The organism is Pseudomonas sp. FR229a, from assembly GCF_030209115.1.
Classification (GTDB): Bacteria; Pseudomonadota; Gammaproteobacteria; order Pseudomonadales; family Pseudomonadaceae; genus Aquipseudomonas; species Aquipseudomonas moraviensis_A.
Genome location: NZ_JARVSP010000038.1, coordinates 13,393 through 39,904, shown reverse-complemented (window position 1 = coordinate 39,904; position 26,512 = coordinate 13,393). Strand labels below are relative to the sequence as shown.

Genomic DNA, 26,512 nt, shown 5'->3' with positions numbered 1-26,512 from the left:
AATATCAACCAAAAGGGGCAGTTATCGCTTGAGGACAACCATAGAATCTCCCACATTGGTTTCGCGTACGGCGACCATCCAGTGTGGGAGCGAGCCTGCTCGCGATGGCGGCCTTGCGACCGCCACATTTCACAAGGCCGGATCAAGCCTGCGCCGCGGCACTTACCACCGGTCGGCCCGGTTTGCGCAGCGGATCCAGGCGTGACCCTTCGTAGCGGGTTTCGCGGAAGAACTTCCAGCGGCCGAACAGGCAGTAAACGTGGGTCACGCGGCCTTGTTCCTGATAGCCCATGCGGATATGCAGTTTCAGCGCCGGGATGTTATGGGTTTCACAAACGTCGACGACCTTGTTGCAACCCTGTGCCGCCATGGCTTGCCACAGCGCAACCTGCACGTCCACCGACAGGCTGCTGCCGAAGTAGGCGCGGATCATTTCGCCGCCGAATTCGAAAAACTCCCCGGGTTTGACCGGGAAGGTGCAGCCGTAATAATGACGATCGTGGTAGTCGCGGATGCTGCCCCAGATGAAGCCCACGGCATGGCCATCGGCGTCGAGATACATGTGCCCGGTGTGGCCCTCGGCAGCCAGCTCGGCCATGGTGCCGACGCGGTCGCCGAAGTGTTTGCTGAACGCCACGGCATTCTGCGCGGTGATGTCGACTTTGCGCAGGCCTTCATACGGGCGCAGTTTGTGCGGTGGCACCGGGCTGACCAGATCGCGCTCCATCCACAGCAGTTCCCAGTGGAAGAACACGTAGCGTTTCCACAACGTCCCGACGGTGCGGCCCAGGCCTTTCTGTCTGATGCGATCTTGCACTTTGGTGATGATGCTCATGATGCCCCTCCAGGGTCTTGGCCCGGGTGTTGTGGTGAGTGTCGTGTCGGCTTGCGTTACAGCGGTGATTCATTCGAGCGCCGTGGCGCCCTGTGTTTCTTGTCGATTGAGGTCGGCATACGAGACCCGCGCGACGCCCCTCAAACCCTGCTCGAGTACCTCGCTCAACGACTCGCCGGAGCCGAGATAGGCATCGCCGAAATCGACGCCGAGGCGGGTCGGGTGAGCGACAATTTCCAGTACGCCGTCTCTGGGCACGCTGGCATTGCGCAGGTCTACCGGGGTGCAGACGTAATCAGCGGAAACCCGCGCCAGACTCTGCAGACGGCCATTGAGCAATCCTTTGAATAAGCGCTTGGGCAGCGTGAGGTTGTGCCCGAGGTTGCGCGCCAGCCGGATCGGTACGCCTTGCTCGGCGGCAAACTTCGCGACGACTTCGCCGATCGGCCAGATGTTGTGTACGTGCTGGTGGGAGTCGATATGGCTCGGGCGCATCCCGTGATCGACGCAGCGTTGCCATTGCGCCTGCAACTCGGCGTGCACCGCGTCACGGTCTGCGCGACCCAGCCACAGGCTATGGCGGGGCAGGTTGAGGTCGAACACGCCGTTGCCATCACAGAACGTTCGCCGCCCCAGGATCGCCTGGCTCAGCGGGCGTCCGTAGGTCAGGTTGAAGTGCAGGCCGATCCGACCTTCCAGTGCTGGATGCCGAGCCATCGCGCAGGCGGCTTCGAACGCCGGCATGTTGGCCATGGCGGTGGCCGAGCTGATCAGGCCGGCCTGAAAAGCTGCGAAGATCACCGCGTTTTCATTGGCGCTGAGACCGAAGTCATCAGCGTTGACTATGACTTGGCGAGGCATGGCCGCCCTCCGGAGTGATTGCGACAGGTTGCACCAGTGCTGCAGTTTTTTTGTTTGCACGGCGGGCTCGCCACTGCTGCACGGCGGGCTTGCAGCGATACCAGATGCGCAGCGCCAGACCCAATGCCAGCCCACTTGGGCGCCACGAATAGAAACTCCAGCGCCAGTGTTCCAGTTGCCCGGTCATGCGCTCGTGCAGTTGATGGCTGGAGTTTTCCAGGCTCACCCGTGACGCATCGATCCAGCGCCAGTGCTCATCCAGACCCCAGCGAATCCATTCCTCCAGCAACACCCGGCCACTGCCCAGGTCGGCGTATTGCGGCAGGAATGCAAGGTTGTAATCGTAGAGCCGGCCCTGTTCGAGCAGGCCGAGGCGATAGCTGATGCAGCGACCGTTCAGCTCGAGCATCACCACGCGCACCAGGCCTTGGCCGGCGAGGGCGGTGAAGGCGCGTTCGATCCATTGGCGACTGCGCGGTGTGGCGAAAATCCCGACGCCTTCATCGCCTTTCCAGCTCACCGCCTCGACTTCGCCGAGGGTCTGCAACAAGGCACCCATGCTCAGCGCATCCGGGGTGATCCGGCGAATCTGCGCACCGCACGCGGCAATCCGTTTGCGTGCCCGGCGCAGTTTGTAGCGCGGGTCGCCCGAGACTTCCTGATGGTCGGCTTCGCTGATCAGATGCACCGGCACCCGGCAGCTCAGGCGTCGTTCGGCCGTGGAGCTGCGTGCCATCCATGCGGTGACGGCACTTTCTTCACCCGCCGGTTCCGACAGCTCATTGAGTTGCAACAGCGCATGCGGCAGACGCTGGCGAATCAGCACCAGCGCCTCGTGCATTTCCTCGCCGCCGAGCAGCGACAGCAAAGCCAGGCGATCGGCCAGCGGATAACCCAAGTGATGCAAGACCCGAAACGGCACGCCGGCGAAGCGCTCGCGGCTGGCCACCAGCGGCAGGCACAGACGCAGTTCTGCGGCTTCCCAACCGAGCAGAATGTGCAGGCGCTGATCCTCGCCCAAGGCCTGTTCCGCCGCGCACAACCAACCGAGATTGTTGAACGGCGTATGGTCGGCCACGCCCAGGCGCAGCGTTTCATAGGCGGTTGCCGGGAAGTCGGCGGCGCACAGGGACGTGCGCCATTCGAATCGCATCACCATAGGTTCAGGCCGCCGTTGCGTTGACAGGTGGACGGGAAGTTTTACCCAGCGCCGCCAGGCGCGAACCGCTGTAGCGGGTTTCGCGATAGAAGCGCCAGCGACCGAACAGCGTGTAGATATTCATGATCCGCTGTTGTTCGGTATAGCTCATGCGCAGGTGCAGCTTGAGCGCCGGTATGTTGGTCGACTCACAGACATCGACCACTTTGCGGCAGCCCTGGGCGGCCATGGCTTCCCACAGGCGCAATTGCAGGTCTACCGACAGCTCCGTCCCCCAGTACGCCCGGGCCAGTTCGCCACCGAACTCGAAGAACTCACCGGGTTTCACCGGGAACCGGCAGCCGTAGTAATGCCGGTCGAAATAATCGCGCGGGGTGCCCCAGATAAACGCTACGGCATCGCCTTGCTCGTCGACATGCATGTGCCCGGTATGGCCCTCTTTGGCCAGCTCGGCCATCGTGCCGACACGGTCGCCAAAGTAGCGTGCGAAAGCGCTGGCGTTGTCCGCCGTAATCCTGACCACGCGCAGTGGCGGATAGGGTTTGAGGCGGTGCGGCGGCACCGGGCTGACCAGGTCGCGCTCCATCCACAGCAGTTGCTGATGGGAAAAAATGTACAGTTTGCGGATCTTGCCCAAGGTCGCTCGCAGGCCTTTACGACGAATATGTCCGCTGAGTTTTTGCAAAACATCCATGGTCTCTTCTCCTGATGAGGGTGCCATGCGCGGCATCAAGCCCGCGCGGCAGAGCATCGAAGGGCGGCTCATGAAGCGCTCCAGCTCAGGGCAAACAGGGTTTGTCCCGGCAGTTCGAAACGCACGCGCCCGTTGTCGCAGGCAAACGGTGCGTCGCGGCTGCGATTGTCGGCGCCGAAGTAACGCAGCGCGCCATGGTTCAACGGGCAGCGGGCGCCGCTCAGATCGACGCGTTGCAGGCGCGTGCCTTTGTTCACTCCGAGCAACGTGCGCTGCTCGTCGCCGGCCATCGCCAGCACATCCGCCTCGAAGGCGTCGTTGTCCAGTTGCAGCACTTGCCGCAGCCAGTGGCGGGCGATGAATTGCTGGGCCAGACCGACCGGTTTCAGCTCGAAGCGATCCTCGCCCAATACGCGCAACATGCCTTTGGGGTATTGCGGCTCATCGGCGGCCTGAAACCAGTTGAGCATGCTCAGCAAACCGTCCTGCGAGGCGTTGATCACCACCGACGCCCACCACAGCGAGGTGTAATGGGTTTCCTGATCGTAGGGGCTGAGGCTGGAGCCGCTGGACAAGTTGGTCTGATCGAGGAGCAAGGCCTTGCGCGGCTGACCATTGGCGTCGAGGCCGACCAGTTCGGCGGCGCGGCGCACACTGTCGCGGTAGACACGGGTGGCGAGCAGATCGCGAATCATCCATTCATGCCAGGCCAGTGCATCGATCTGGTCGGCTGACTCGCTGAGCAGGCGCCCCGCCCAATCGATCCCGCGCTTGTCCGCCGCGTTATCGGCGAACGGGCCGTTGACCAGTCGCGAGCTGGCTGGCATGGCGATGCGTACACCGGCGCGGGCATTCGCCGGGTCGCTGCGCACCTGACGGGCCATGCTGGCGAAAATCGCCTGATACTGCCCATAGCTGGAGTAGTTGAGATTGGGCTCGTCGGCAAAGCCGATGTAATGCGTGCCGTTGCCGCCGAGGGCGCGGGTGCTCGCCAGCCAGGCGTCGAGGCCGCTGTTGCTCTGCACGTCGGCACGCAGATCGGCCTGGCGCTGACTGCCAGCCAGCAGGGTGATGTCGTTGCGAATGCCGAAGCGCTGCTGATAGACCCGGCGGAATGCGTCCTCGAACTGCGGATTCTGCGCGGTGACGTCGACAAAACTGTAATAGCTCGCCGCCGTCGGCTTCAGCGCATCGAGCAGCGCATGGCTGGCCGCTGGCGGCATCACGTAGGGCAGAGCGATGCCAAGATCCGGCGTGCGTCCAAGGACTTTGTCATGCAGTACCAGCCGGACATCTCCGATCTCTTCGCGCAGCGGTTGCAGTTGCTGCGGATTCTGCGCAAACAGATTGGCCGTACCATCGAGCCAGAACGCCGCTTTGCCGCTGCCTTGCAGTTGCAGGCGCCAGACCTGCTCGCGCGGGCTGACCGGCAACGCAACCTGATCGAACTGCCAATAGGCGCGATAGGGTTTCAATGCGAGGGTCAGTGCCTGGTGGTCGCCGACCTGCTGCGCCTGCAGTGCGGTGACGCCGCCATGGAATTTGCCGGCGAGCACCGCGTGCTCACCGGCCGCAACTTTGAAATACAGCACGTCGCCATTCTTGCTTTCGGCACTGAAGTGCACTTTGGCCGGGGCAAACAAGGCGACGGTGCGCTCATCGTGTTCGATGCGGTAGTGGCGGAAGCTGTAGCCAGGAATTTCCAGCCGATAACTCGCCGCACCGGGCAGCAGCGGCCAGCGCTGACTGCCACGGGTTTCGCTGGCCTTGATCAAGCGTTCGCCGAGCAATTTGCCGCGACCATCGAGCAGGTAGAGCTGCTCTTCATTGGCATCCGCTTGCCACGCCGGGGTCCAGCGCACAGTCACGCTGTCGGGCTGATCGGTTTGCAGAAACAGACTGCCGTCACGAATCTCGCCCCAGCGCATCGACGCCGCCAAAGCATCCAGCGACAAGCCGAGTCCGAACAGCAGGTACCAGCCTTTCATGCCGGCTTCCTCTGCAGCATCGACCACATCGGCAGCACGTCGCGGGGCAGGATGATCAGGGTTTGCCAGAACGGCACGCCGCTCAAACGGCCATACAGCACGAGCATGGCCACGGTCACTGCCAGATAGGCGATCGATGAGGCGGCAGCGGCGCCGACAATGCCGTAGGCCGGAATCAGTATCAGGTTCAACGCCAGATTGAGCAGCGCGCCCAGGCCCATCAACAACGACACCGTGCCGGGGCGATTCTTGCCGAGCAAGTCCAGGCGCAGAATGCTCGCGTAGCACAGGCCCAGCAGGCCCGGCAGCAACGCCAGCAGCGCCGGATATGCCGGCTGGTAGGCAGCGCCAAACAGAGTAACGATCAACCATTCGCCGATCACGGCCATGCTCAGGCAGGCGCCGAGCATTACCGTTGCGGTCAGGCGCAGTGCCAGCGGAGTGACCTTGTCCATGCCTTCATCCTGTTGCAGCAGGCGCTTCATCAAGGGTGTGGTCACCGCTTCGGGGACGATCAGCAGCAATTCGGCAGCAGCGCTCGCCATGGCGTAATGGCCCAGCGCGGTGCTGCCGAGCAGGGCGCCGATGAACAGGTAATCGGAGCGCAGAATCACTTGCTGAAACAGCAGATCGGGATGGCTGCGCGCACTGAAGCGCAGCAGTTCGTTCTGGCTGGCGCGATCCCATTGCAACTGCAAGGGCTGCGCCCGCTTCAGCCAGACCCAACCGGCGAGCACCACCAGACTGATACCTGCCAGCCAGCTGATCAGCGCCGCCTCCAGCGCTGCGCTCTGCCACATCCAGAACAGCGCGACGAACAGCAACAGCGGCGCCAGCGATTCGATCAGCCGCAAGACGTTGAACGCGACCACGCCACCCGAGGCGTTGTGCAGTGTCAGCAGGCCGCTTTTCAACACGGTCAACGGCACCGCCAACAGCAACAGCCAGGCGAGCAGGCCCAGTTGCACGGTCACGTCCAGCTGCGCGCCGAATTCGCGTACCAGCGCGACCACCAGCAATGTCAGCAAACCGGCCAACAGGCAACCGAACACCAGCACCTGGCTGAGCAGCAAACCCATCGGCCGCTGCTTCGCCGCCTGATAACCAACCGCCGTATTCAATCCGCCGCTGGTGGCGGCGCTGATCAGATCCGGCAAAGTGCTGAGCAGGGCGAACAAGCCGCGTTCGCTGGGCCCGAGAATCCGCGCGAGCAACACGTTGCGCAGCAAACGCAGGGCGATCATCGCCAGTTTGGTGCCCATGCTCAGCGCCAGGTGCTTGAGGTAGTTGCCTCGGCTCATGGTCGCGCTCCCCGGTAGATCCGCCACGACAGCAATTGCGGATGGCGGGCGGTGCGCTGGCTGACGCCGAAACGCGGCAGGTTCAACGGGTCGCCGTCGCCGCGATAGATCCCGGTGCCGGTGCCCAGCGCAAACGGGTAATCATGATCGGCGACCTGCTGGCGCACGCGTTCATCGTTGTCGCCGTTGGGGTAGCAGTAAACCGGCAACGGTCGGTTGCAGCCGTTGTTCAAGGCGTCGCGGCTGCGGCGGATTTCTTCGCTCAGGCGCACGTCGTCGAGGCCGGTGAGGATCGCGTGGCTGGCGCCGTGCGGGCCGAAACGCACCAGACCGGAGGCTTCCATCGCACGCACCTGATGCCAGTCCAGTGCCTGTGGCAGAGCGTCTTTCGGGCATTCGTCGGTGAGCTGTTCCAGCTCCTGCGGCGCCAGGCTTTTCAGCCCTTGCAGGTAATGCAACAACGCCAGACTGCGGCGCTCGACATCGATGTCATCGAGCAGCACTGGCAGCGGATGTTTGCACGCGTGCAGGCATTCAATCAGGTGCATGCGCGCCTTTTCACCGTGGCTGCCCCAGAGGGTTTCGCCAAGGCTTTCCCACCAGAACCGTTGGCGACTGCCGATGAAATCGGTGGAGAGGAAAATGCTCGCTGGCACTTGATGTTTTTGCAGCAGTGCAAACGCGTTGACCGCGTTGTCGCGCCAGCCATCGTCAAAGGTCAGCGCCACGCGCGGGCGTTCGCTGCGCAAAGCGTTGGGCTGGAGGATTTCCATCAGCGGCACGCAGTCGAAATGCTTGCGCAGCCACACCAGCAAATGCTCGAACGCCTTGGGTCCGACGCACAATTCATTGCGGTGCGGCAGGTCGGCGGCGCGGTCATTCGACAGCACGCGGTGCAGCATCAGAATCACCCCGGCGCCCTGCAACTGCTGACGACCCACCGGGGAGTTGAGATAGAGCCAGCCACTGGTGCTTTTTATCAGTTGTTTGATCGCCATGGCTTCGGTCCTCTTAACGGTTCTGTTCCGGATTCCACTGGGCATACCGCTGGCCACGCAGGAACTGCCACAGGCCAAGACTCATCCCGGCGAGGGTGACCAGCAGAAACGCGGCGAGGCGGAACGGTTTCGGCAAGCGGTGTTGCCCATCCAGCAGCCCGGCAATCGCCACGCTGTAGCCGAACAGTTGCGCGATCAGGCTCAGGCGATAGAAGCCGTGTTCTTCCCACAGCCAGCAATTGCTCAGCAGCAACGGCAGCAGCAGCACCGGCGCCAGGCGGCGGATCAGTTTGTGGCTGATCAACGCCAGGGAATACAGGCCATGCTTGAGCGGATTGAGCAGCTCGCGGCGCTGGGCCAGGCTTTGCAGGCCACCGACGGTAACGCGCTGCCGGCGGCGGAACTGTTTGTCCGCCTCGTCGACACCATGGTCGATCACTTGCGCTTCGGGCACGTAGACGATGCGCTTGCCGGCCACCGGTGCGCAGGTGCTGATAAAGAAGTCGTCGTTGACTTCGGCCGGCACGTTCTGGAACAGTTCGCGGCGCAAGGCGAGCAGGGCGCCGTCGGCGGAGACCATGCAGCCGGTGCGATTCTCGACCCGGCGCAACCAGCCTTCGTAATGCCGATACAGACTGTCGCCGATGCTCAGGCCGCCACCGGTGACTGGTATCACCATGTGCCCGGCGCAGGCGCCGACCTGCGGATCGCTCAGCGGCGCGAGCAAGTGGCCGAGGGTATCGCGCGACCATTGGTTGTCGGCATCGGTGAACACCAGAATGTCGCCGCTGCTCAGGGCCGCGCCGGCATTCAACGTGGCGGCTTTGCCCTGACGCGGCAGGTCGAGGACGGTGATGCGCGGATCAATCACTTTGTGCGCGCAGGCCACGGTGTCGTCCGTCGAGCCGTCGCTGGCGAGGATGATCTGCAGCGTCGCCGGTTGATAATCCTGGGCCAGCAGCGTGCGCAACTTGTGCTCGATATGCCGCGCCTCGTTGTGCGCAGCGATGACGATGCTGACGTTCAGCGGCGGTGCCGGTGTGTGTCGCCACGCCGGAAACAGCGGCGCGAGGATCGTCAGCAACAGCGGGTAGCCGACGTAGGCGTAGACCGGCAGCAACAGGCACATCCAGAAAATGAATTCAGCCACGGGCAGGCCTCCTTGCGTTCCACTGACACAGACTCAGGATGAAAGCGGCGCCGGCCAGGTGCAGGCGCAGCCAGTGCAGGCCCCACAGTTGCAGGGTAAAGACCGGATCACGGTGCTTGATACTCTGGCGAACGCTCAGTACCAGACCCGGCATCAGGGTCAGCGTCACCATTAGCGCCGCGTGGTGCGGAAAACCGTCGAGCAGCGCCGAGATCGCCAGAAAGTCCAGCAGCCAGACGAACAACGACAGCATCGGGAAGCGCAGCAGGCGCAGGCTCATGCCATGGGTGCGCAGCAGTTGCAGATGGCTACCCTGACGCCACATTTCTTTGCCCATCCATTCGCGCCAGTTCATCTCGTAACCCCAATGCAGCGCGACGAGGTCGTTGACCGACAGCAGGCGCGCGCCCTGTTCGTGCAAGCGCAGGGTGAATTCCTTGTCTTCGCCAGTGCGCAGGGCCTCGTTGAAACCGCCGACCTTGTCGAACCATGCGCGACGCATCAGCAGGTTGGAACTGGGCAGCCAATCGACGCTGTGGCTGGCGCGGTGCGACGGCTGCGAAGTGCGGCGCTGCCAGGCCGTGGCGAACCATGGCGCCTCGGCCGGCGTGTGCAGGTCCAGGCCGAACACATCGGCCTGGCCACTGGCTTCGATGTCGAACGTTGGCTGCAGCCAGGTTTCCGGCATTTCTACGTCGGCGTCGATGAAGGCCAGCCATTCGCCGCTGGCGATCGCCGTGCCGCGATTACGCAGCGCACCGATCAACAGCCCCGGCAAACTGAGCACGGTTGCGCCGAACTGCCGGGCAATGTGCGGGCCCTGGTCGTTCGAACCGTTGTCGACCACGATCAGCTCGCACTCGACATTGGCCGCGTGTGCGGCTTTTTGTGCGGCGAGCAGGGTTCGGCCAATGTGCCGCGCCTCGTTGTACATCGGAATGACGATGCTGATCCGCTTCATGCCTGCGTCTCCGTAGTCAGTGGCGCCTGCTCGGCCTTGACGCGCAGCACGCTGGTCAGCGCCAGCATGATCCACACGTACTTCTGGTTCGGCGCGCTGAGGAACATCAGGAACAGGGTCAGCGACAGAAAGCTCACACCCAAATGGGTCATCATGTCTGCCCTGTGTCCATCACCGCGCAGCATCCACGCCGCCCGCGCGCGGATCAGGTTGTACAGACCGAGCCCGAGCATGCCGACGAAGAACAGCCCGGCGGGCACGCCCAGTTCGCTGAAGATTTCCAGATAGGTGTTGTGGGCGCGGCGGTACAGGTCGCCGATCTTGCGGTTGGCGGAAAACGCCTTGGCGTAACCGGTGGTCGCGTAATGCAACGGGAAGGTGCCGGGGCCGGAGCCGAGCACCGGGTGCTCGCGGATCATCTGGCTGCCGACGACGATGTAGGAAGCACGGCGCCCGAGGGATTCGTCCTGCGCCTTGGAGCCGGCGCTGAGGATGCTCAATGACTGGATCCGCGCCAGGTAACCGGCCGGCATGGCGTAGATCGCCAGTGGAATCACGATGGCCGCACCGAGCATGACGAACCCCAGGTGCCGTGGACGAATGTGGGTCAGTTGCGCGCGGTAGTGCCAGATGCCGATGAGCAGGCTCAACGCCAATACCACCAGGCCTGAGCGTGATTCCGTCTTGGTCATGCCACCCAGCAACAGCAGGCAGCAGGCACCCCAGAACAGGCGGTGCAGCAGGTTCGGGCTGCGGATCACCAGCAGCAGTCCGAGAGGAATGGCGAAGGCGATGAGCATGGCGAAGGCGTTGGGGTCTTCGAGCAGGCCGGCGGCGCGCCCCTGATCCTGGAACTTCGCCGAGAACATCGCCATGGCGCAGGTCGCGGTGACGGCGAGGGTCACCAGCCGGGCGAACAGGTCGAGGTTCAGTTCGCGGCCAATCAACAACGTAATGACAAACAGCACCAGACCAACGCTGAGTTCGCGCAGGTGTCCCAGCGACATGCCCATGTCATCGGTATTGAGCAGGCTGAGAAAATACAAAACCATGAAGCCGATCAGGCAGTGCCACAGATTGCTGCGTAGGCGCTGCGAGGGGATCTGGTGCAACGCCAGTTGCAGCATCACGATCACCGCCAGCGAGGCACCGAGCAATTTGCTCCCCGATACTGAGCTGTCTTTGAAAAAACCTTCGAACGGCACCAGCGCGGCAATGCCGAGCAGGCCCCAGGTCGGCTTTCGGTACAGGACGGTAAAACCGACCAGGCCAATCACCGCTCCCGGAGCCAGATAAGGCCAGGGACTGGCCAGCAAACCCAAGCTGACCAGAGCGAACAGACTGACGATCGAGAGCGGGAAAATCATGTGCGTGCCTCCCGTGCCGTGTGGATGTACAGCTGCGACCAGCGTTCGGCCAAAGCCTTGAGGTCGTAGCGTTCCTGTTGTGTACGTCTGGCGTTGTCGCGCAACTGCGCTGCCAGTTTCGGTTCGGCCAGCAGTGTGTCGAGCTGGCGGGCGAGGGCGGCGGTATCCGTCGGCGCGGCGAGCAGGCCGTTGTGGCGGTCCTGCAGGACATCGGGAATACCGCCGACCGCGAACGCCACCACCGGCACCCCGGCCTGCATCGCCTCGAGCAGAATCATCGGCGTGCCCTCGGTGCGCGAGCTGATCACCAGCGCATCGAGTTGCTGCCACCAGCCTTGCATTGCCGTCTGATAGCCCGGCAGGCGAATCCGCGGCTGCAAACCGGCAGCATCGATGCGCGCCTGCAAGGCCTCGCGTTCCGGGCCGTCACCGAGCATCACCGCGTCCAGTTGCGGATGCTGATGACACAGGCCGATCAGCGCATCGAGAAACAGGTCCGGGCCTTTTTCACTGCTCAAACGACCGACGTACCCGACCAGCCAGCGTTGCCGGTCTGCCACCGGCTGCATCGCCGGCGCGGCTGGCAAACCGTTGGGTATCACCTGCAACTTCTCCGCACGCACGCAGGCCTGGAGGTGCAGCGTGGCGATGCTTTGCGCCACGCAGACCACCCGTTTCACCGACGCCGTGCGGCACAGTTGCAGGCTGAGCCAGGTGTAGAACTTCTGCTTGCGACTGCGCGGGGTGAAGCCGTGCTGAGTGATCACCAGCGGCAGGCGCAACAGCGTGGCGCCGACCCAGCCGAACAGCAGCCCTTTGAAGTTGTGGGTGTTGAGCAACGGCTTGTCGCCCCGGCGCTGACGCAAGTGCCGCAACAGCTCCCCCAGCCCGGCACAACCACGGGCGTCCACCCCGGCTTCACGAAAGCGCGCGATCAGTTCTGGTGGCGCGTCGAGAAACAGCACCTGGTGCTGTCCCGGCGTTGCCAGGCAATGATCCAGCAACATCCGCTCGGCCCCGTAGAAGCCGCCGCTGCTGAGCAAATGAATGATCGGCAGGGCGACGATTGGGGTGGACACCGCGTTCAATTGCGCACCCAGTGAACCAGGCTCGGCATGGTCCAGTTCTTGTGCGGATTGCCCGGCTGCGACGTTTCTTCGTTGAGCACCAACAGGACCGGAAGGCCCAGCTCGTGGCTGATTTGCGCCGGATGCTTGAAGCGGTGATCAAAGAACTCACGCACGTAGACGAAGGCGATCGCCAGCAGCAGGCCGGTGAACAGCCCGAACGGAATGATCAGCAGCGGTTTCGGGAACGCCGCCTCGGTCGGTTCGAACGGTGGGCTGAGTACCCGGGCGTTGGACAGGTCATCGTTGAGCGAGCGCGTGGTGCTGCTTTCGGCAAAGCGCTGGGCATAGGTCGAAAACGCTGCGTGCAGCGCATCGATCTCGGTGTCCATCTGACGCAGTTTGCTCTGGGTCTGTTGCAGGTCGCGGATGCGGTTCTTGAACTCGGCGATGCGCGCGGTTTTCTGCTCGATCACCTGCTTGACCACGGCCAGGTCGGCGGTGCGTTCCTGGATGCGGTTGCTCACCACTTTGAGAAACTGCTGACGGGTGCGGGCGATCTGTTCGCGAGTCAGCAGCATCGGTTCGCTGCCGGGCTGGAACACCGCCAGATCGTTCATGTAGCGGCTGACCTGACTGGTCAGTTGCTCGCCCATCTGTTTGATTTCCCGGTCCTCGAACGCCACGTTGTCGACGGTGGTGGTGAAGGTGTAGGGAAAGGTGTAGTCGTTGAGTTTGCTGCTGCTGGCGGCGGCGAGCGCGGTTTTCAGATATTCGAGCCAGCGCTGGCTTTGCAGCAGACGATCCTGATACAGGTTTAGCGCCTGTTCTTCAGTGTTGATTGCATTGAGGCGGAAGGTGATTTCTTCCTTCGGATCCGCCGCGCCGACATTTTCCAGCAGCGCTTGGCGGTTACCTTCCAGACCATCGAGACGCACCTGATACTGGTGCTTTTTGGTCTCGTAGAACGACTGCGGCAAATCGATCGATTGCAACGCCTGACGGCTGACCAGATAGTTCTGCAGCAGGGCGCTGACGAACGTCGTGCCTTGGCGCGGATCCGGGAAGCTGTAGGTGATCGAGATCACGTTGGAGCCGGGCAGGGTTTCGATTTTCAGGCTGTCGACGGCTTGCTGGGTCAGGGCGTCGAGGGTGGTGTCCCGCACCGGATCGGTTTCCATGCCGAGCCCGTTGCGCAGCGGGTTGATCACGTACTCGCGCAGCGGTGTCGAGACGTAGCGCTTGAACGGTTCGCCGAGCAACTTGGCGAACACCCCAGGTGGCGGGCTGTATTCACCGTTGTCGCGCAGTTCGCTGATGGTCTGACGGATCAGCGCTGGCGAGCGGAGGATGTTGCTCTCGGTTTCCATGTCCGCCAGCGACGGTGGAATGAAGGTGGCATTGTCCACCGTGAGCGACGTGGTGGCGTCACCCTGAGAGAGTTTTTTCGACTGTACGATGACCTGCGCGGTGATGTCGAAGCTCTGTTTGAGCAGCAGCGGCAGGAGCAGGGCGATGACTGCAAAGGTCAGGAACACGCGCTTCACCAGTTGCTTGTTGGCGAAGAAGATCCTGAAGAACTCATGCAGGTAGTTTTCCTTTGGGTTCATGTCGGTCACCTGTGAGTTAGTTGTCACTGTCTTTGTTGTCGACGCGGTAGCCGAAGCTGAAACCGACGCCCTGGAACAGCACCACATCAGCCAGTTGGCGGGCGAGTTCGCCGGCGCTGGCCAGTTTGGTTTTTGGCACGTAGAGCATGTCGTCCGGTTGCAGGTAAGCGATTTGCGGAGCATCGCCGGACAGGGCTTTTTCGACGTCGTAGCGCACCGCTTTCACCTGATTGCCGTTGCGCCGCATGATCACCACCGAATCCAGCCGGGCCTTGACGTTGGTACCGCGCGCCAGGGTCAGCGCCTCGAGCACCGACACCGGCCGGCGGATCGGATACGAGCCCGGTTGTGCGACTTCACCCAGCACGTAGATCTCGTTGCCGGCGGTGGACTTGAGCAGCACGTCCACAGTCATCCGGCCCGGCAGTTGCGCGTACTTTTTGTTGAGGAAAGTTTCCAGTTGATTGACGGTCATGCCTTGCAGCGGCACGGCGCCGATTTCCGGAAAACTCGCGTAGCCGTCAGTGCCGACGGTGATCTCGCGGCTCATGCCCGTAGCCGGGTGGTTCAACGCGCTTTTCAGGTTCTGCTCATTGCTCAGAGGGCTGATGATCTGCACGGTGAGCTGGTTGCGGTTGGGCTGGAAGAGTTGTTTGCGCTGATAGACGCGCTGGATTTCCTGGCGCGCTTCTTCGCTGGTCAATCCGGCGATTTTCACCGAGGTGTTGGCGCCCGGCAGCTCGATGGTGCCGTCGGGCAGCACCAGTTGATTGCCGTTGAGCTGGCTGGCGGCGGTGAAGTTCAGACCGATCTGGTCGCCCGATTGCACGCGGTAAGCGTCCGAGCCGCTGGTACTGATATGGAAGATCACGTCCAGCACATCCTGCGGGCGCAGGGTCTGCTCGATCTTCGGCATATCGGTCGCCTGGGCGTTGGCCGGGGAGGCGGTGAGAATATTCACCGGCATGTTCTGGGTGTCGGAAGTGCTGGAGCAGCCCGCAAGCGGCAGCAACAGCAGGACAAGCATTCTGGCGTTCATGGCGTCATCCTTTGCGTTCGCTTACAGGTTTTTGTAAAGCCATTTGGGCATGTAGTACTTGCGCCGGTTGAACACGCTGCCGACCACGTTCGCTCCGGCCTGAGTCAGGCGTTGCACAGCGGCCTGGGCGACTTCCCAGCGGGTGTCTTCGGCGCGGACGACAAACACCACGCCGTCGACCTGAGTGCTGATGACCAGGGTGTCGGCGGCGGAGTACACCGCGTCGCCATCGATCACCACGAAGCGGTACTGGCTGCCCAACTGGTCGAGCAACGGGCTCAGGCGCTCGGCAGTCAGATGCTCCAGCGTGCGGATCGGCCGGCCGTTGGGCAGCACATGGAAGGGCAGGCTCGACACTTGCACCACGCAGTCCTGCAACAACGGTGGGTTGTCCGGGTTGAAGAGCAGGTCGCGCAGGCCGCGCTCCTTGCCGAGGTTCATCTGCTGGGTGAGGTTGTCCGCCGACTGGCTGGCGTCCACCAGCAGCACCTGGCCGCTGCTCATCTGCGCCAGTTGACTGGCCAGTGCCAGCGCGCTGGTGGTGGTGCCGGCGCCGGGATTGGCGGCGGTCAGGAACAGGATCCGCAGATCGAGATCCAGCACGGTCGACGTCAGATTCGATTCGCTGGGGCTGGCGATGCTCAGGCTTTTATTGGTTGAACCGTCCATTAGCTTGCTCCGTGGCCGCTGAATACTTTGAAGGGGGTTTTCAACAGAATCTTCAGATCAAGCAGAAGGCTCTGCTCGGCGATGTAGCTGAGGTCCAACTCAACGCGCTGGTCGAAGTCGATGTTGCTGCGTCCGGAGATCTGCCACAGACCGGTCATGCCGGGGTAGATCGCCAGACGCGCGAGGTGATTGTCCTTGTAGCGGTAGGCATTGAACGAGGTCGGACGCGGGCCGACCAGGCGCATGTCGCCGGTCACCACGTTGATCAGGTTCGGCAGCTCGTCGAGGCTGGTGCGCCGCAGAAAGCTGCCGATGCTGGTGACCCGAGGGTCCTTGTCGATCTTGAAATCGATGGCGTCAGCGCCGTGCTTGTTCAGGTGGCGCAGCGATTCTTTAAGTTCTTCGGCGTTGCTGACCATGGTGCGAAACTTGAACATGCCGAACTTGCGCCCGCGATAACCGGTGCGCTTTTGGACGAACAGCACCGGCCCCGGGCTGGTGAATTTGATCACCAGCGCCAGGCCCAACAGCAAGGGCGAGATCAGCAGCAGAATCGTCAGCGCACCGAGGCAGGCGACCACTCGATTGGTCCGCGACAGCTGCCATGGGCGGCCACCATCGCGGCCGCTGAGCCAGCCGCGACCCTGGCGATGAATCGCTGCGTCGAGACGCATGCGATGTTCGGGGTCGACGCGCTTGTCAGGGCGCATCTGTGCAATCGACACACTTTTTTCATGTCCAGTCATGGCGTCCTCCGCATTCATTCAGCCGCAAGCGGCGCACGGGCAGTGGGGTAGTAGTCGCGGAACCAGGCAATGAAGCGGCCCAGTCCTTCATCCAGTTCTATCCGGGGCTGGAATCCGGTGGCCTGGGCCAGATCGCTGGCCTCGGCGCAGGTGTTGAGCACGTCGCCCGGTTGCAGCGGCAGCAGCTCGACAATGGCTTGCCGATCGAGATGTTTTTCCATCAGCGCGAGGTAGGTTTTCAGCGCGACCGGCTGCTGCCCGCCGATGTTGAACAGGCGCCACGGCGCCATGCTGCTGGCGGGGTCGGGCTGCTCGCGATCCCACTGCGGGTTGGCCTGCGGTGGCTGATTGATCAGGCGGGCAATGCTTTCGATGATGTCGTCGATGTAGGTGAAATCGCGCTGATGCTCGCCGTAATTGAACAGCTTCAGCGGCTCGCCTTCGCTGATCGCCCGGGCGAACTGGATCGGCGACATGTCTGGCCGGCCCCAAGGCCCATAGACGGTGAAAAAGCGCAGGCCGGTGCAGGGAATGCCGAACAGATGGCTGTAGCTGTGCGCCATCAGCTCGTTGGCTTTCTTGGTCGCGGCATACAGCGACAGCGGATGGTTGACGCCATCCTTGACCGAGTAAGGCGTGTGCTGGTTGGCGCCGTACACCGAACTCGACGAGGCGTAGATCAGGTGTTCGACCGGGTGATGCCGGCAGCTCTCGAGAATGTTCAGGAAACCGTTGAGGTTGCTGTCCAGATACGCCCGGGGATTGTCCAGGGAATACCGCACCCCGGCTTGCGCGGCCAGATGAATCACCACTTGCGGCTGCTCGCGGGCAAACAATGCGTCGATGGCTGAAGCGTGAGCCAGATCCACAGTGGCGAGCTGAAAATCGCCAGCCTGCTCGCGCACCCACTGCACGCGGTCATGCTTGAGTTGCGGGTCGTAGTAGTGATTGAAATTGTCCAGGCCAACCACCGAATGCCCGTCGCGCAGCAAGCGCAGGACGCAATGGGCACCAATGAAACCGGCGGCACCGGTCACCAGAATCTTCATGGCCGTTGCCCTTCAGGGGCAATGTGGCGCAGGCCGATGCCGCTGTAATGCAGACCGGCGGCAGCCACTTGTTCCGGGTTGTAGAGGTTGCGGCCGTCGATGATCACCTTCGAACGCAGCTTCTCGGCGAGCAGCTCGAAATCGACCACGCGGAAGTTTTTCCACTCGGTGCAGATCACCAGTGCGTCGGCGTCTTCGAGGGTGTCGTCGCGGGTGGCGCACAGGTGCAGGTCGTTGCGATAGCCATAGAGGCGCCGGCATTCGGACATGGCTTCCGGATCATAGGCCTGCACGCTGGCGCCTTCGGCCCACAACGCGTCCATCAGATAACGGCTGGGGGCTTCGCGCATATCATCGGTGTTCGGTTTGAACGCCAGGCCCCAGACCGCAATGGATTTGCCGGCCAGGCCCTGCGGAAACTGCGCGCGCAATTTGCTGAAGAGGATGTGCCGCTGGCTGTCGTTGACGTCGGTGACGCTGCGCAGCAGTTTCAACGGCATGCCGTTGTGTTCGGCGGTGTGCAGCAGGGCCCGCAGGTCCTTGGGAAAGCACGAGCCACCGAAGCCGCAGCCCGGATAAATGAAGTGGTAGCCGATGCGCGGATCGGAGCCGATGCCTTTGCGCACCGCCTCGATATCGGCGCCGAGCAGTTCGGTGAGGTTGGCCAGTTCGTTCATGAAACTGATGCGGGTGGCGAGCATCGCGTTGGCCGCGTACTTGGTCAGTTCGGCGCTGCGGTTGTCCATGAACATCAGTTTTTCGTGGTTGCGGCAGAACGGCGCGTACAGCTCGCTCATCTGCTCGCGGGCAGCGTCGTCGCGGGTGCCGATGATGATCCGGTCCGGGCGCATGCAGTCGGCGAGGGCGCTGCCTTCCTTGAGGAATTCCGGGTTCGACACCACGCGTACCTGCAGCTCGGTTTTGCCCCGTTGCAGCAATTCGCTGGTGGCTGCGGCCAGAACCTGATCGGCAGTACCGACCGGCACGGTGGATTTGATGATCAGCGTGCGATCGGCTTCCATCAGTCCGGCAATCTGCCGGGCGACGTTGAGCACATGGCTGAGATCGGCGGAGCCATCCTCGTCCGCCGGAGTGCCGACGGCGATGAAGATCAGCTCGGCGTGAGTCACCGCATCGCTGGCCTGGGTGCTGAACGACAGGCGCCCGGCCTTGATGTTTTCTTCAAGTGTTGCGGACAGGCCTGGCTCACTGATGGGCGGCACCGCTTGTTGCAGTTGTTTGATCTTGTTCGGATCAATATCAATGCATAAAACCCGATGGCCGACATCGGCAAGTGCGGCGGCTTGTATAAGTCCGACATAGCCAGTGCCAAATACGCTCACGTCCATCTGCGCACCTCAAATAAAACCAGAAAAGTTAACTACGGGATGAGATTGTTAAAGGGGTATAGCGCAGGGATGGAAAAGCGTGTCAGCAAAATGACATGTTGCACGGGTATAACACTTGAGGGCTTTTTGGCGATTGGCCATCAAGTCATTGCTGCGATTGAATTTGTTGTTTTTTTGCAGATTTGTTCAGATTTAAAGTAACCGACAAGCGGTCGAAAGTATTGGTTTTAAAGGGGTTTCCAGATTTTGTGTGTCAGATTTGAGGCACCGTTTTTTTGACGGTCAATCCGGCTATCAGTCAATTCTTGCGCTTTTAGGGGTGGGTGCTAGTGTCAGGGTCTGACCGACAAAGCTTTGACATCCAGCCATTTCTGCCCGCCCGGTATCGCCATGTTCAGATATGCCAAGGAACTCCTTTTAGTTGTCTTCTTGCTGTTGTATTCCGACTATTACCTGGAGCGGTTAAATGCTATCGGGTGGAGTTTGAATGCACTTGTTTTTGGCGCGATGTTTTTGGCGCTGACTTTAGCGTTATATCTGGCTGCCTATATAAGGCAAGCTCTCGTTCGACATGCATTCGCATTAACGATGTTTGCGGCGGCGGTTTTTTTCGATGTCTATACCCGGGTCACTGCGGATTACCTGAGGTACAGCGATTTTGTCTCGCTGGTGTATTCCGGTGGCTTCATTCAGGAAGCCGCCTATCAGTATCGCGATGCGATTCTGCGCGCGGTGCTCAGCGGCTTGCTGCTGTTGTTCGGCATCGGGCTCAAGCCGCGTCATCCACTGGTCGTACCGAACACGTTGCGGATCGCGGCGCCCATCGTCGGTGTGTTGATGCTCAGCGCTCTGTTGTTTTTACGTGCGGGAGAGGGCGCCCGGGGCCTGCCGATCATGTACACGCCTTTGGCCTATTTGAATCTGTTTGCCTATGAAGCGCTGCACGACACTGTCGGCCCGCGTGAGACGGTCACGCTGGCGCGCGCCGCGCCTGCCGTCGGCCACGACATCGTGCTGATCATCGATGAAAGCATTTCCGGCAATTACCTCGACATCAACGCGCCGTTCGGCGTGCACAGCAACCTCAAGCAGGCGCCGGCCGGGGTCGATGTCTTCAACTTTGGCTACGCCGCGTCCATTGCCAATTGCAGCGCCGATACCAATGTCACCTTGCGCTACGGCGGCACTCGCGCCGATTACAGGCGCATCAACAGCACGCAGCCGTCGATCTGGCAGTACGCGAAAAAGGCCGGGCTCGGCACGGTGTACATCGACGCCCAGCGCACCGCCGGCAACCTGCAGAACCTGATGACCGCCGCCGAGAAAAACGACATCGACAGCTTTGTGCAGTTCGACCAGACCAGCGTCCGTGATCGCGACATGGCAGCGGCGGCGAAGCTGATCGAATTGCTCAACGACGAGCGTCCCGAGCTGATCGTGATCAACAAGGTCGGCGCGCATTTTCCGGTGCACGACAAATACCCGGACGCGTTCATGGCTTACCGGCCAACGCTGCCACGCGGGCAGTTCACCGAAGTCGCCGACACCGGGGAACGTGCCGGTTTCAACGGCCAGCCGGATGACTGGGTGCTGTATCGCAACGCCTACAAGAACACGCTGTTGTGGAATGTCGGCGAGTTCTTCGCCCGCGTCTTTGCCCAGGCCAATCTGCGCAACGCGCTGCTGATCTACACCTCCGATCATGGCCAGGATCTGCATGAACGCGGCAACCCGGGTTTGAATACCCATTGCGGCGGCGACCCGGTGGAAGAGGAGGGCCTGGTGCCGTTGGTGGTGATTCAGGGAAGTGGGCTCAGGACGCCGGACTGGGCGGCGAATCTGCCGGCCAACAAGGACCGCTCCAGCCACTACAACATTTTCCCGACGCTGTTGCAGGTGATGGGTTACGACCTGGCGGGGATTGAAGCGCTGTATGGCAAACCGTTGAGCGTACCGACGGCGGATGAGTTCACTTTCAACTACCGCTTCAATGCGCGGTTGGGGGCCAAGCCTGAGTGGAAGCATATTGATCTGGGCAGCATCGTTACGCCTGAGCGGGCGCCTGCCACTGTGGCTTCGGGGCAGTGAGTTTCAGGTTACTCGGGCGGGCCTCTTCGCGAGCAGGCTCGCTCCCACAGGGAATGGCATTCCAAGGTGGGAGCGAGCCCTATGGGAGCGAGCCTGCTCGCGAACAAAAACAGCACAGCCAGCGAGAATCTCAACCCTTGATGAACCGCGCCCGATATACGCCCGGCGCGCAGCCCAGCCAGCGCAGACACGCCCGGTTGAATCCCTGCACATCGCTGTAACCCAACCGATCCGCCACTTCCACCAATTCCAACGCCCCGGCCTGCAACAGGTCCTCGGCCCGGTAGTGGCGATACTCGTCAAGCAGTTCGCTGAAGGTCCAGCCCAACGCCTTCAGGCGCCGTGCCGCCGTGCGCTCGAGCACATGCTGCGTTGCGCAGAATTGCTGCCAGTGCGCCGTCGCCAGATCCTCGATCAGGTAATCGCTGAGCTGTTCCAGCAAGGTCGGCTCACTGTGACGGCGGGTCTGCTCCAGCAAATCGATCAAGGTTGCTTCCAGCGCCGGATTGCCCGGCGTCAACGGCATTGCGAACAGCTGCGGATCCAGTTGAATCGCCGCGCATGACTGCTCTGCGCTCACCGGGGCGCGGAACGCCGTTTCGTGTTGTTCGCGGCTTGCCGACACCAGCGCCACACCCAGCACCGGGTCACCCTTCAAACCGCTGGCCAGCAACTTGCGCCGCATCAGGCTGCACAGGCTGACAAGGATGTAATCGGTCAGCGCTGCCGGAGCACCGAGACTGCCCGTCTCGAGCAGACGCAGCGTGACCCCACGGTGTTCACGCATGATCTCCATGCGCAAATGCCCGTTGAAAAACGCAAAATACTCGGCGAAAAACTCGCAGGCACGTTCCAGCGACACGGCGACATCGAACAGATAGGTCAAACCGTTGGTGGCGGTCGAAACGACGCGTTCACCCGCCGCCAGACCGATCGAAGGATCTCCGCTCTGCTCCACGGCAAACGACCAGAAGCGCCGCGACATCAGCAGCGGCATGCGCATGAACGGCGTGCGCAGATCCGACAGGCTGCGGCGCAGTTTTGCTTCGATTACGGCTTGGGTAATGCCGCGCGCGAGCAATTCTTCAATGGCCGGCAACAGGGTCGGCGCGTAAAAGGCATTGGCGGCGAACGGCGGGAATTTGCTCATCGTGCGCAGGCTCTTGCGGTCATTGATTGGCGGTCAGCAAACGTTGATCGACGCTAAGGATCGCCTCGATCATCGCCCGCGCGGCAGGCGTCAGGGTATAGCCGGCGCGGCTGACAATGCCGTAACCCAATTGCAGCGCCGCCTCGTTGTGTGGCACGTCGACAAAATCGAGCAGCTCGATCAGGCCCTCGTCGAGCTGTTCGCGCAAGGCCTCAAGCGTCGCCAGACCCACGGCATCAGAGCGCAGGACCACACGCTGGATGGCGTCGAACTGTGCACACTCCACGCTCGGCGTGAAGTCGGACTCACCGAGGATATCGGCGAGCACCTTGCGGATCATCGGTGGAATGCGCGTGCCGACAATCGGGTAATCGAGCAGGGCGCGCAAGCGCAGGTCTGCCTGCGCGAAAAGGGGATGCCCGACGCGACAGAAAAACCGTCCCGGCCGCCTCCGCAACTGGTGCACCTGATATTGCGGATCACTAACGAAGTGCCGCGCGTCCGCGACGAAAAACTCGATCTGCTGTTCGCGCAACCACAGCGACAGTTGCTGCCAGTCGCCTTGGTGAAAGCGCGTGCGAATCGCCGGATGCGCCTGAATGAAATCGGCCAGCGCTTCGGGCACCAGCACTTGCGCCGGATACGGGCCGCAACCGAATTGCAGTTCGCCGCCGGTGAGGCCGTTGTATTGCGTCAATTCATTGTGCAGTGCCTGACTGCCGGCGAGCAGGCGCCGTGCATGTTGCAGCACCAGTTCGCCTTGCCCGGTCAGGCGGAATTCACGGCTGCTGCGCTCGACCAGCGCGCAATCAAGGTCGCGCTCCAGCGTCTGGATGCTGCGGCTGAGCGCCGGTTGGCTCAAGTTGATCGCCTCGGCGGCGCGGCCGAAATTGCGACAGTCTGCGAGGGCGACCAAGTGGCGAAGCTGGCGAAGGTCCATCATGCGTCTCCTGCATTTTGCGGATACTTTTAATGCATTGGATCGATAGCACGTCCGCTGGCATAAGTACACGCCTGTTCTCCCATGGCACGCCTTCATGTCCCAGCCTGTGTTCGCTTCCAGCGCTTTTGTCCGCACGATTCTCGCTCATGCTCGGCAGTCCGGACTGTGCCCGCAACACTTGATGGCGCGCGCCGGGATTTGCCCGTCAGTGCTCGCTGGGGCGCATCAATTGATCGCCGCACGATCGGTTGAACAGGTGTGGCGTGAGTGTGAGTGGGCGGGGGTGGCGCCGACGTTCGGCTGTGAACTGGCCGACGGGATGGCGACCGATTGCCTGCAGGGACTGAATATTCTCCTCGACTCGGCGGCGACCTTGCGCGCCAGTCTGAAGTGCTTCATCGACTGCTTGCCACGGGTGATCAACTACGTCGCGGTGGAGTTGGTCGAGGCAGGCGACGTTGCTCATTTGCGCCTGCGTTCGCTGCAGGGGCCGCTCCATCATTTCGCTCTGGACGCGGCGGCCGTGACGCTGGTGCGCAATATTGCCCGGCGGTCGGGCAGGGCGCCGGGAGATTTGTTTGTGAATGTAAGCCTGCATCCTGCGCAAAGGGCCGGAAGCTGGCTGCGTGAAAGTGGTGTTGCGGTGGAGCAGGGCGAGCATTTGTGCCTGACCTTGCCGCGATCCAGTCTCGACCAAGCCTTGCTTGGCGCCAATCCCTTTCTTCACCAGAACATGCTGCGCCACTGGCACGCTCAAATTTTCGCGCCTGCGCGTGAGGACAATCTGACAATGGCGCGCCACTGGCTGACGGCGGGCGATCAGCCGATCGAGCGCATAGCCGAACGGCTGGGCTATCGGCAGCCCAGCAACTTTATCCGCGCGTTCCGCAAACAGTTCGGGACTACGCCGAAGCAGTTTCGGCTGAACACTGGGCAGGTCTGTTGAACGCAGGATCGAGGTGTTTGATCGTCATTGAGGGTGTCAGCAAGATTTCCCCCCTCACCCCAGCCCTCTCCCCCAAAGGGGGCGAGGGGGAAAGGGAGCCGATTTGCGTGTTATTCAAAATTGAATTCAACTCGGTATCCCAAGTCGGCGTACCTCGTCCATGCAACTCGGTCGGTCCTCTCCCTCCGGGAAGGGGGCTTATGACTCATGGGAGCCGATCTGCGTGTTATTCAAAATTGCATCAACTCGTTATCCCACGTCGGCGTAGCTCGTACATGCAACTCGGTCGGTCCCCTCTCCCTCCGGGAGGGGGCTTATGACTCATGGGAGCCGATCTGCGTGTTATTCAAAATTGCGTCAACTCGTTATCCCACGTCGGCGTAGCTCGTACATGCAACTCGGTCGGTCCTCTCCCTCCGGGAAGGGGGCTTATGACTCATGGGAGCCGATCTGCGTGTTATTCAAAATTGCATCAACTCGTTATCCCACGTCGGCGTAGCTCGTACATGCAACTCGGTCGGTCCCCTCTCCCTCCGGGAGAGGGCTAGGGTGAGGGGCTTTTGACTTACGGCGTGACGATATTGAACTGCGGTCCGAATGTATCCAGGCTGCCCATCAACAGCCCGAATTTCTGACCATTGCCCTGCAGCTTCACCAGCCCCTTCTGCATCGCCGTCGGGAAGTCCAGTTGCTTGAGGCTGATCTTTTCCAGCGTATCGCGGCTGAGGCTGACACTGGCATCCGCCGCCGGATTCAGGCCGGCGCGGTGAGTCAGCACGCCGTTGCGCAAGGTCAGGGTGAAATCCCTTTGCACATCGTCGAACGTCCAGTTCAGCGTCAGGTCATTGGCCACGGCTTTGTCGCTGTCCAGGCGTACCGCGAGGTAGTCGAAGAACATTTCCGGACTCATCGCCCGCACCATGTCCGCCGACACGGAATTGGCTGATCGCGGCGGCACGCCGTCGCGCAGTTCCATCGCCCCGGTCAGGTACATGTTGCGCCAGGTGGCGTTCTCGCTTTGATAACCCAGCTGCTCCAGAGTCTCGGCCTGAGCCTTGCGTGCATCCGCGTTGTCCGGGTCAGCGAACAGCAGCTGATTGCCCAACTGCGCGGCCCAACGGTAGTCCGCGCTGGCCATCGCACTGCGCATTTTCTCCAGCACCGACGTGGCACCGCCCATGGCCTGGACCGAACGTCTGGCTGCCTCCACCGGCGGCAGCGGATTGAGGTTGGCCGGGTTGCCGTCGTAGAAACCCATGTAGCGCTGATACACCGCGCGGGTGTTGAAACTCAGCGAGCCGTAGTAGCCGCGGGTGTACCACTTCTGATCGAGCGAGCCGGGCAGTTTCTTGATCGCCTCGGCGATTTCCAGCGGCGTCAGGCCCTGGTTGAGCAAATGCAGGGTGCGGTCGTTGATGAAGGCGTACATGTCGCGCTGATCGGCAAGCAGAGTTCGAATTCGCTCGCCGCCCCAGGTCGGCCAGTTGTGCTGAGCGAACAGCACGTCGGCTTTGTCACCGTAGCGCGCCAGGCTGTCATCGAGGTATTGCGACCAGGCTTTGGCATCGCGTACTTGCGCGCCGCGCGGGGTGAGGATGTTGTGCATCATCTGCGTGGCGTTTTCGGCCATGCACAAGGCTTTCAACTCGGGGAGATACAGGTTCATCTCCGCCGGCGCTTCGGTGCCCGGGGTCAGTTGAAATTCAACTTGCAGGCCAGCGATGGTGCGAGTTTCCAGCGGCTCGGCGATCAGCTCGGTGGGCGCGATCAGCGTGACCGTGCCACCGCTGGGCGCGCTCTTGCCAAGGCCAGCGTCGACCTGACCTTTTTCACTGCGCGGCAACAGACTGCCGAACTGGTACTGCGCGCGGCGGCTCATGGCATTGCCGGCCATGACGTTCTCGCTCATCACGTGTTCCATGAAACCGACCGGCGCATAAACCTTGACCTTGCCGGCCTTGACGTCGGCCTCATCGATCACCCCGCGCACCCCGCCGAAGTGGTCGACATGAGTGTGACTGTAGATCACCGCAACGACTGGTTTGCGCGGTCGGTTGGCGTAGTACAGATCCAGCGCAGCCCTGGCGGTTTCGGCGATGGTCAGCGGATCGATAATAATCAGCCCTTCGTCACCTTCGATGATGGTCATGTTGGCCAGGTCGAGGCCGCGCACTTGATACAGCTTGGGGCTGACCTCGAACAGACCGGCGTGGGCATTGAGCCGGGCCAGTCGCCACAGGCTCGGATTGACCGATTCCGGTGCCTTGTCCTCAGCGAGGAAGTCATAGGCGTTGACGTTCCAGATGACTTTGCCGGCGGCATCCTTGATCTGGCCCTTGAACGGTGCGATCAAACCTTTGCTGACGGATTCGAAATCGGTGCGGTCGCTGAACGGCAGGGTGTTCAGGACAGCAGCGTTGCTCGCGGCGGTTTGCGCGCTGGGCGCAACCGGGCTGTCAGCGGCGAGCAGCGACTGACTCAGGCAAGCGGTGATCAGGCAGGTCAGCAGGCCGCGCGGGCTCAAAGTGAAACGGGGCATGGG

22 protein-coding genes are annotated in these 26,512 nt (G+C 61.9%); 2 read left to right on the top strand and 20 right to left on the bottom strand.

Annotated features, from left to right (window positions below; translation table 11 throughout):
* Positions 1-142 precede the first annotated feature (142 nt).
* The 17 genes from QRN33_RS25785 to QRN33_RS25705 form a co-directional block, all read right to left on the bottom strand.
* Positions 143-835, bottom strand: a complete 693-nt coding sequence (locus tag QRN33_RS25785) for a GNAT family N-acetyltransferase (RefSeq protein WP_116657279.1) — start codon at positions 833-835, stop codon at positions 143-145.
* A gap of 69 nt (positions 836-904) precedes the next feature.
* Positions 905-1,696, bottom strand: coding sequence for a carbohydrate deacetylase (locus QRN33_RS25780; protein ID WP_123418797.1), 792 nt, complete (start codon positions 1,694-1,696; stop codon positions 905-907).
* Positions 1,668-2,855 (bottom strand): GNAT family N-acetyltransferase, encoded by a 1,188-nt coding sequence (locus tag QRN33_RS25775; RefSeq protein ID WP_123418602.1) that lies wholly within the window; start codon positions 2,853-2,855, stop codon positions 1,668-1,670. The genes QRN33_RS25780 and QRN33_RS25775 overlap by 29 nt, the downstream gene beginning before the upstream one ends.
* 4 nt (positions 2,856-2,859) lie before the next feature.
* Positions 2,860-3,549 (bottom strand): GNAT family N-acetyltransferase, encoded by a 690-nt coding sequence (locus QRN33_RS25770; protein WP_064363960.1) that lies wholly within the window; start codon positions 3,547-3,549, stop codon positions 2,860-2,862.
* 68 nt (positions 3,550-3,617) lie between these two features.
* A complete protein-coding gene (locus tag QRN33_RS25765; protein ID WP_285410891.1) occupies positions 3,618-5,537 on the bottom strand; it encodes a hypothetical protein in 1,920 nt (639 codons plus the stop codon).
* Entirely contained in the window at positions 5,534-6,838 is a 1,305-nt protein-coding gene (locus tag QRN33_RS25760) for an oligosaccharide flippase family protein (protein WP_285410889.1), read from the bottom strand. Before QRN33_RS25760 ends, QRN33_RS25765 begins: the two co-directional genes overlap by 4 nt.
* On the bottom strand, positions 6,835-7,836 hold the full coding sequence (locus QRN33_RS25755; protein WP_064363963.1) for a polysaccharide deacetylase family protein: 1,002 nt from the start codon (positions 7,834-7,836) through the stop codon (positions 6,835-6,837). The genes QRN33_RS25760 and QRN33_RS25755 overlap by 4 nt, the downstream gene beginning before the upstream one ends.
* Positions 7,837-7,849: 13 nt before the next feature.
* Entirely contained in the window at positions 7,850-8,986 is a 1,137-nt protein-coding gene (locus QRN33_RS25750; RefSeq protein ID WP_064363964.1) for a glycosyltransferase family 2 protein, read from the bottom strand.
* Positions 8,979-9,947, bottom strand: a complete 969-nt coding sequence (locus tag QRN33_RS25745; RefSeq protein WP_065615046.1) for a glycosyltransferase family 2 protein — start codon at positions 9,945-9,947, stop codon at positions 8,979-8,981. Before QRN33_RS25745 ends, QRN33_RS25750 begins: the two co-directional genes overlap by 8 nt.
* A complete protein-coding gene (locus QRN33_RS25740; RefSeq protein ID WP_123418598.1) occupies positions 9,944-11,314 on the bottom strand; it encodes an O-antigen ligase family protein in 1,371 nt (456 codons plus the stop codon). Before QRN33_RS25740 ends, QRN33_RS25745 begins: the two co-directional genes overlap by 4 nt.
* Positions 11,311-12,402 (bottom strand): glycosyltransferase family 4 protein, encoded by a 1,092-nt coding sequence (locus tag QRN33_RS25735; protein ID WP_285410885.1) that lies wholly within the window; start codon positions 12,400-12,402, stop codon positions 11,311-11,313. The genes QRN33_RS25740 and QRN33_RS25735 overlap by 4 nt, the downstream gene beginning before the upstream one ends.
* Positions 12,399-13,991, bottom strand: a complete 1,593-nt coding sequence (locus QRN33_RS25730; protein ID WP_064363968.1) for a GumC family protein — start codon at positions 13,989-13,991, stop codon at positions 12,399-12,401. Before QRN33_RS25730 ends, QRN33_RS25735 begins: the two co-directional genes overlap by 4 nt.
* 16 nt (positions 13,992-14,007) lie before the next feature.
* Entirely contained in the window at positions 14,008-15,030 is a 1,023-nt protein-coding gene (locus tag QRN33_RS25725; RefSeq protein WP_041478599.1) for a polysaccharide biosynthesis/export family protein, read from the bottom strand.
* A 21-nt stretch (positions 15,031-15,051) separates the two neighbouring features.
* Positions 15,052-15,699, bottom strand: a complete 648-nt coding sequence (locus tag QRN33_RS25720) for a CpsD/CapB family tyrosine-protein kinase (protein ID WP_042609496.1) — start codon at positions 15,697-15,699, stop codon at positions 15,052-15,054.
* Entirely contained in the window at positions 15,699-16,445 is a 747-nt protein-coding gene (locus tag QRN33_RS25715; RefSeq protein WP_123418595.1) for a sugar transferase, read from the bottom strand. The genes QRN33_RS25720 and QRN33_RS25715 overlap by 1 nt, the downstream gene beginning before the upstream one ends.
* A 14-nt stretch (positions 16,446-16,459) precedes the next feature.
* Positions 16,460-17,494: an NAD-dependent epimerase gene (locus tag QRN33_RS25710; RefSeq protein ID WP_281924377.1), complete on the bottom strand. Its 1,035-nt coding sequence runs from the start codon at positions 17,492-17,494 to the stop codon at positions 16,460-16,462.
* Positions 17,491-18,843 carry a UDP-glucose dehydrogenase family protein gene (locus tag QRN33_RS25705; RefSeq protein WP_042609499.1) on the bottom strand — a complete coding sequence of 451 codons (1,353 nt, stop codon included), beginning with the start codon at positions 18,841-18,843 and terminating at the stop codon, positions 17,491-17,493. The genes QRN33_RS25710 and QRN33_RS25705 overlap by 4 nt, the downstream gene beginning before the upstream one ends.
* Positions 18,844-19,233: 390 nt before the next feature.
* Between QRN33_RS25705 and QRN33_RS25700 the strand changes: the two genes are divergently transcribed.
* On the top strand, positions 19,234-20,931 hold the full coding sequence (locus tag QRN33_RS25700) for a sulfatase-like hydrolase/transferase (RefSeq protein ID WP_285410879.1): 1,698 nt from the start codon (positions 19,234-19,236) through the stop codon (positions 20,929-20,931).
* A 130-nt stretch (positions 20,932-21,061) separates the two neighbouring features.
* Here QRN33_RS25700 and QRN33_RS25695 read toward each other — a convergent pair whose 3' ends face one another.
* Positions 21,062-22,081, bottom strand: coding sequence for an AraC family transcriptional regulator (locus QRN33_RS25695; RefSeq protein ID WP_285410877.1), 1,020 nt, complete (start codon positions 22,079-22,081; stop codon positions 21,062-21,064).
* Between the two features lie 19 nt (positions 22,082-22,100).
* Complete coding sequence (locus QRN33_RS25690) at positions 22,101-23,021, bottom strand: LysR family transcriptional regulator (protein ID WP_285410876.1); 921 nt, start codon at positions 23,019-23,021, stop codon at positions 22,101-22,103.
* 109 nt (positions 23,022-23,130) lie between these two features.
* On the opposite strand from QRN33_RS25690, the gene QRN33_RS25685 reads away from it, so the two are divergent.
* Positions 23,131-23,970, top strand: a complete 840-nt coding sequence (locus tag QRN33_RS25685; protein ID WP_502945037.1) for an AraC family transcriptional regulator — start codon at positions 23,131-23,133, stop codon at positions 23,968-23,970.
* A gap of 565 nt (positions 23,971-24,535) precedes the next feature.
* Here QRN33_RS25685 and QRN33_RS25680 read toward each other — a convergent pair.
* A complete protein-coding gene (locus QRN33_RS25680; protein WP_285410872.1) occupies positions 24,536-26,509 on the bottom strand; it encodes an alkyl/aryl-sulfatase in 1,974 nt (657 codons plus the stop codon).
* Positions 26,510-26,512: the final 3 nt, after the last annotated feature.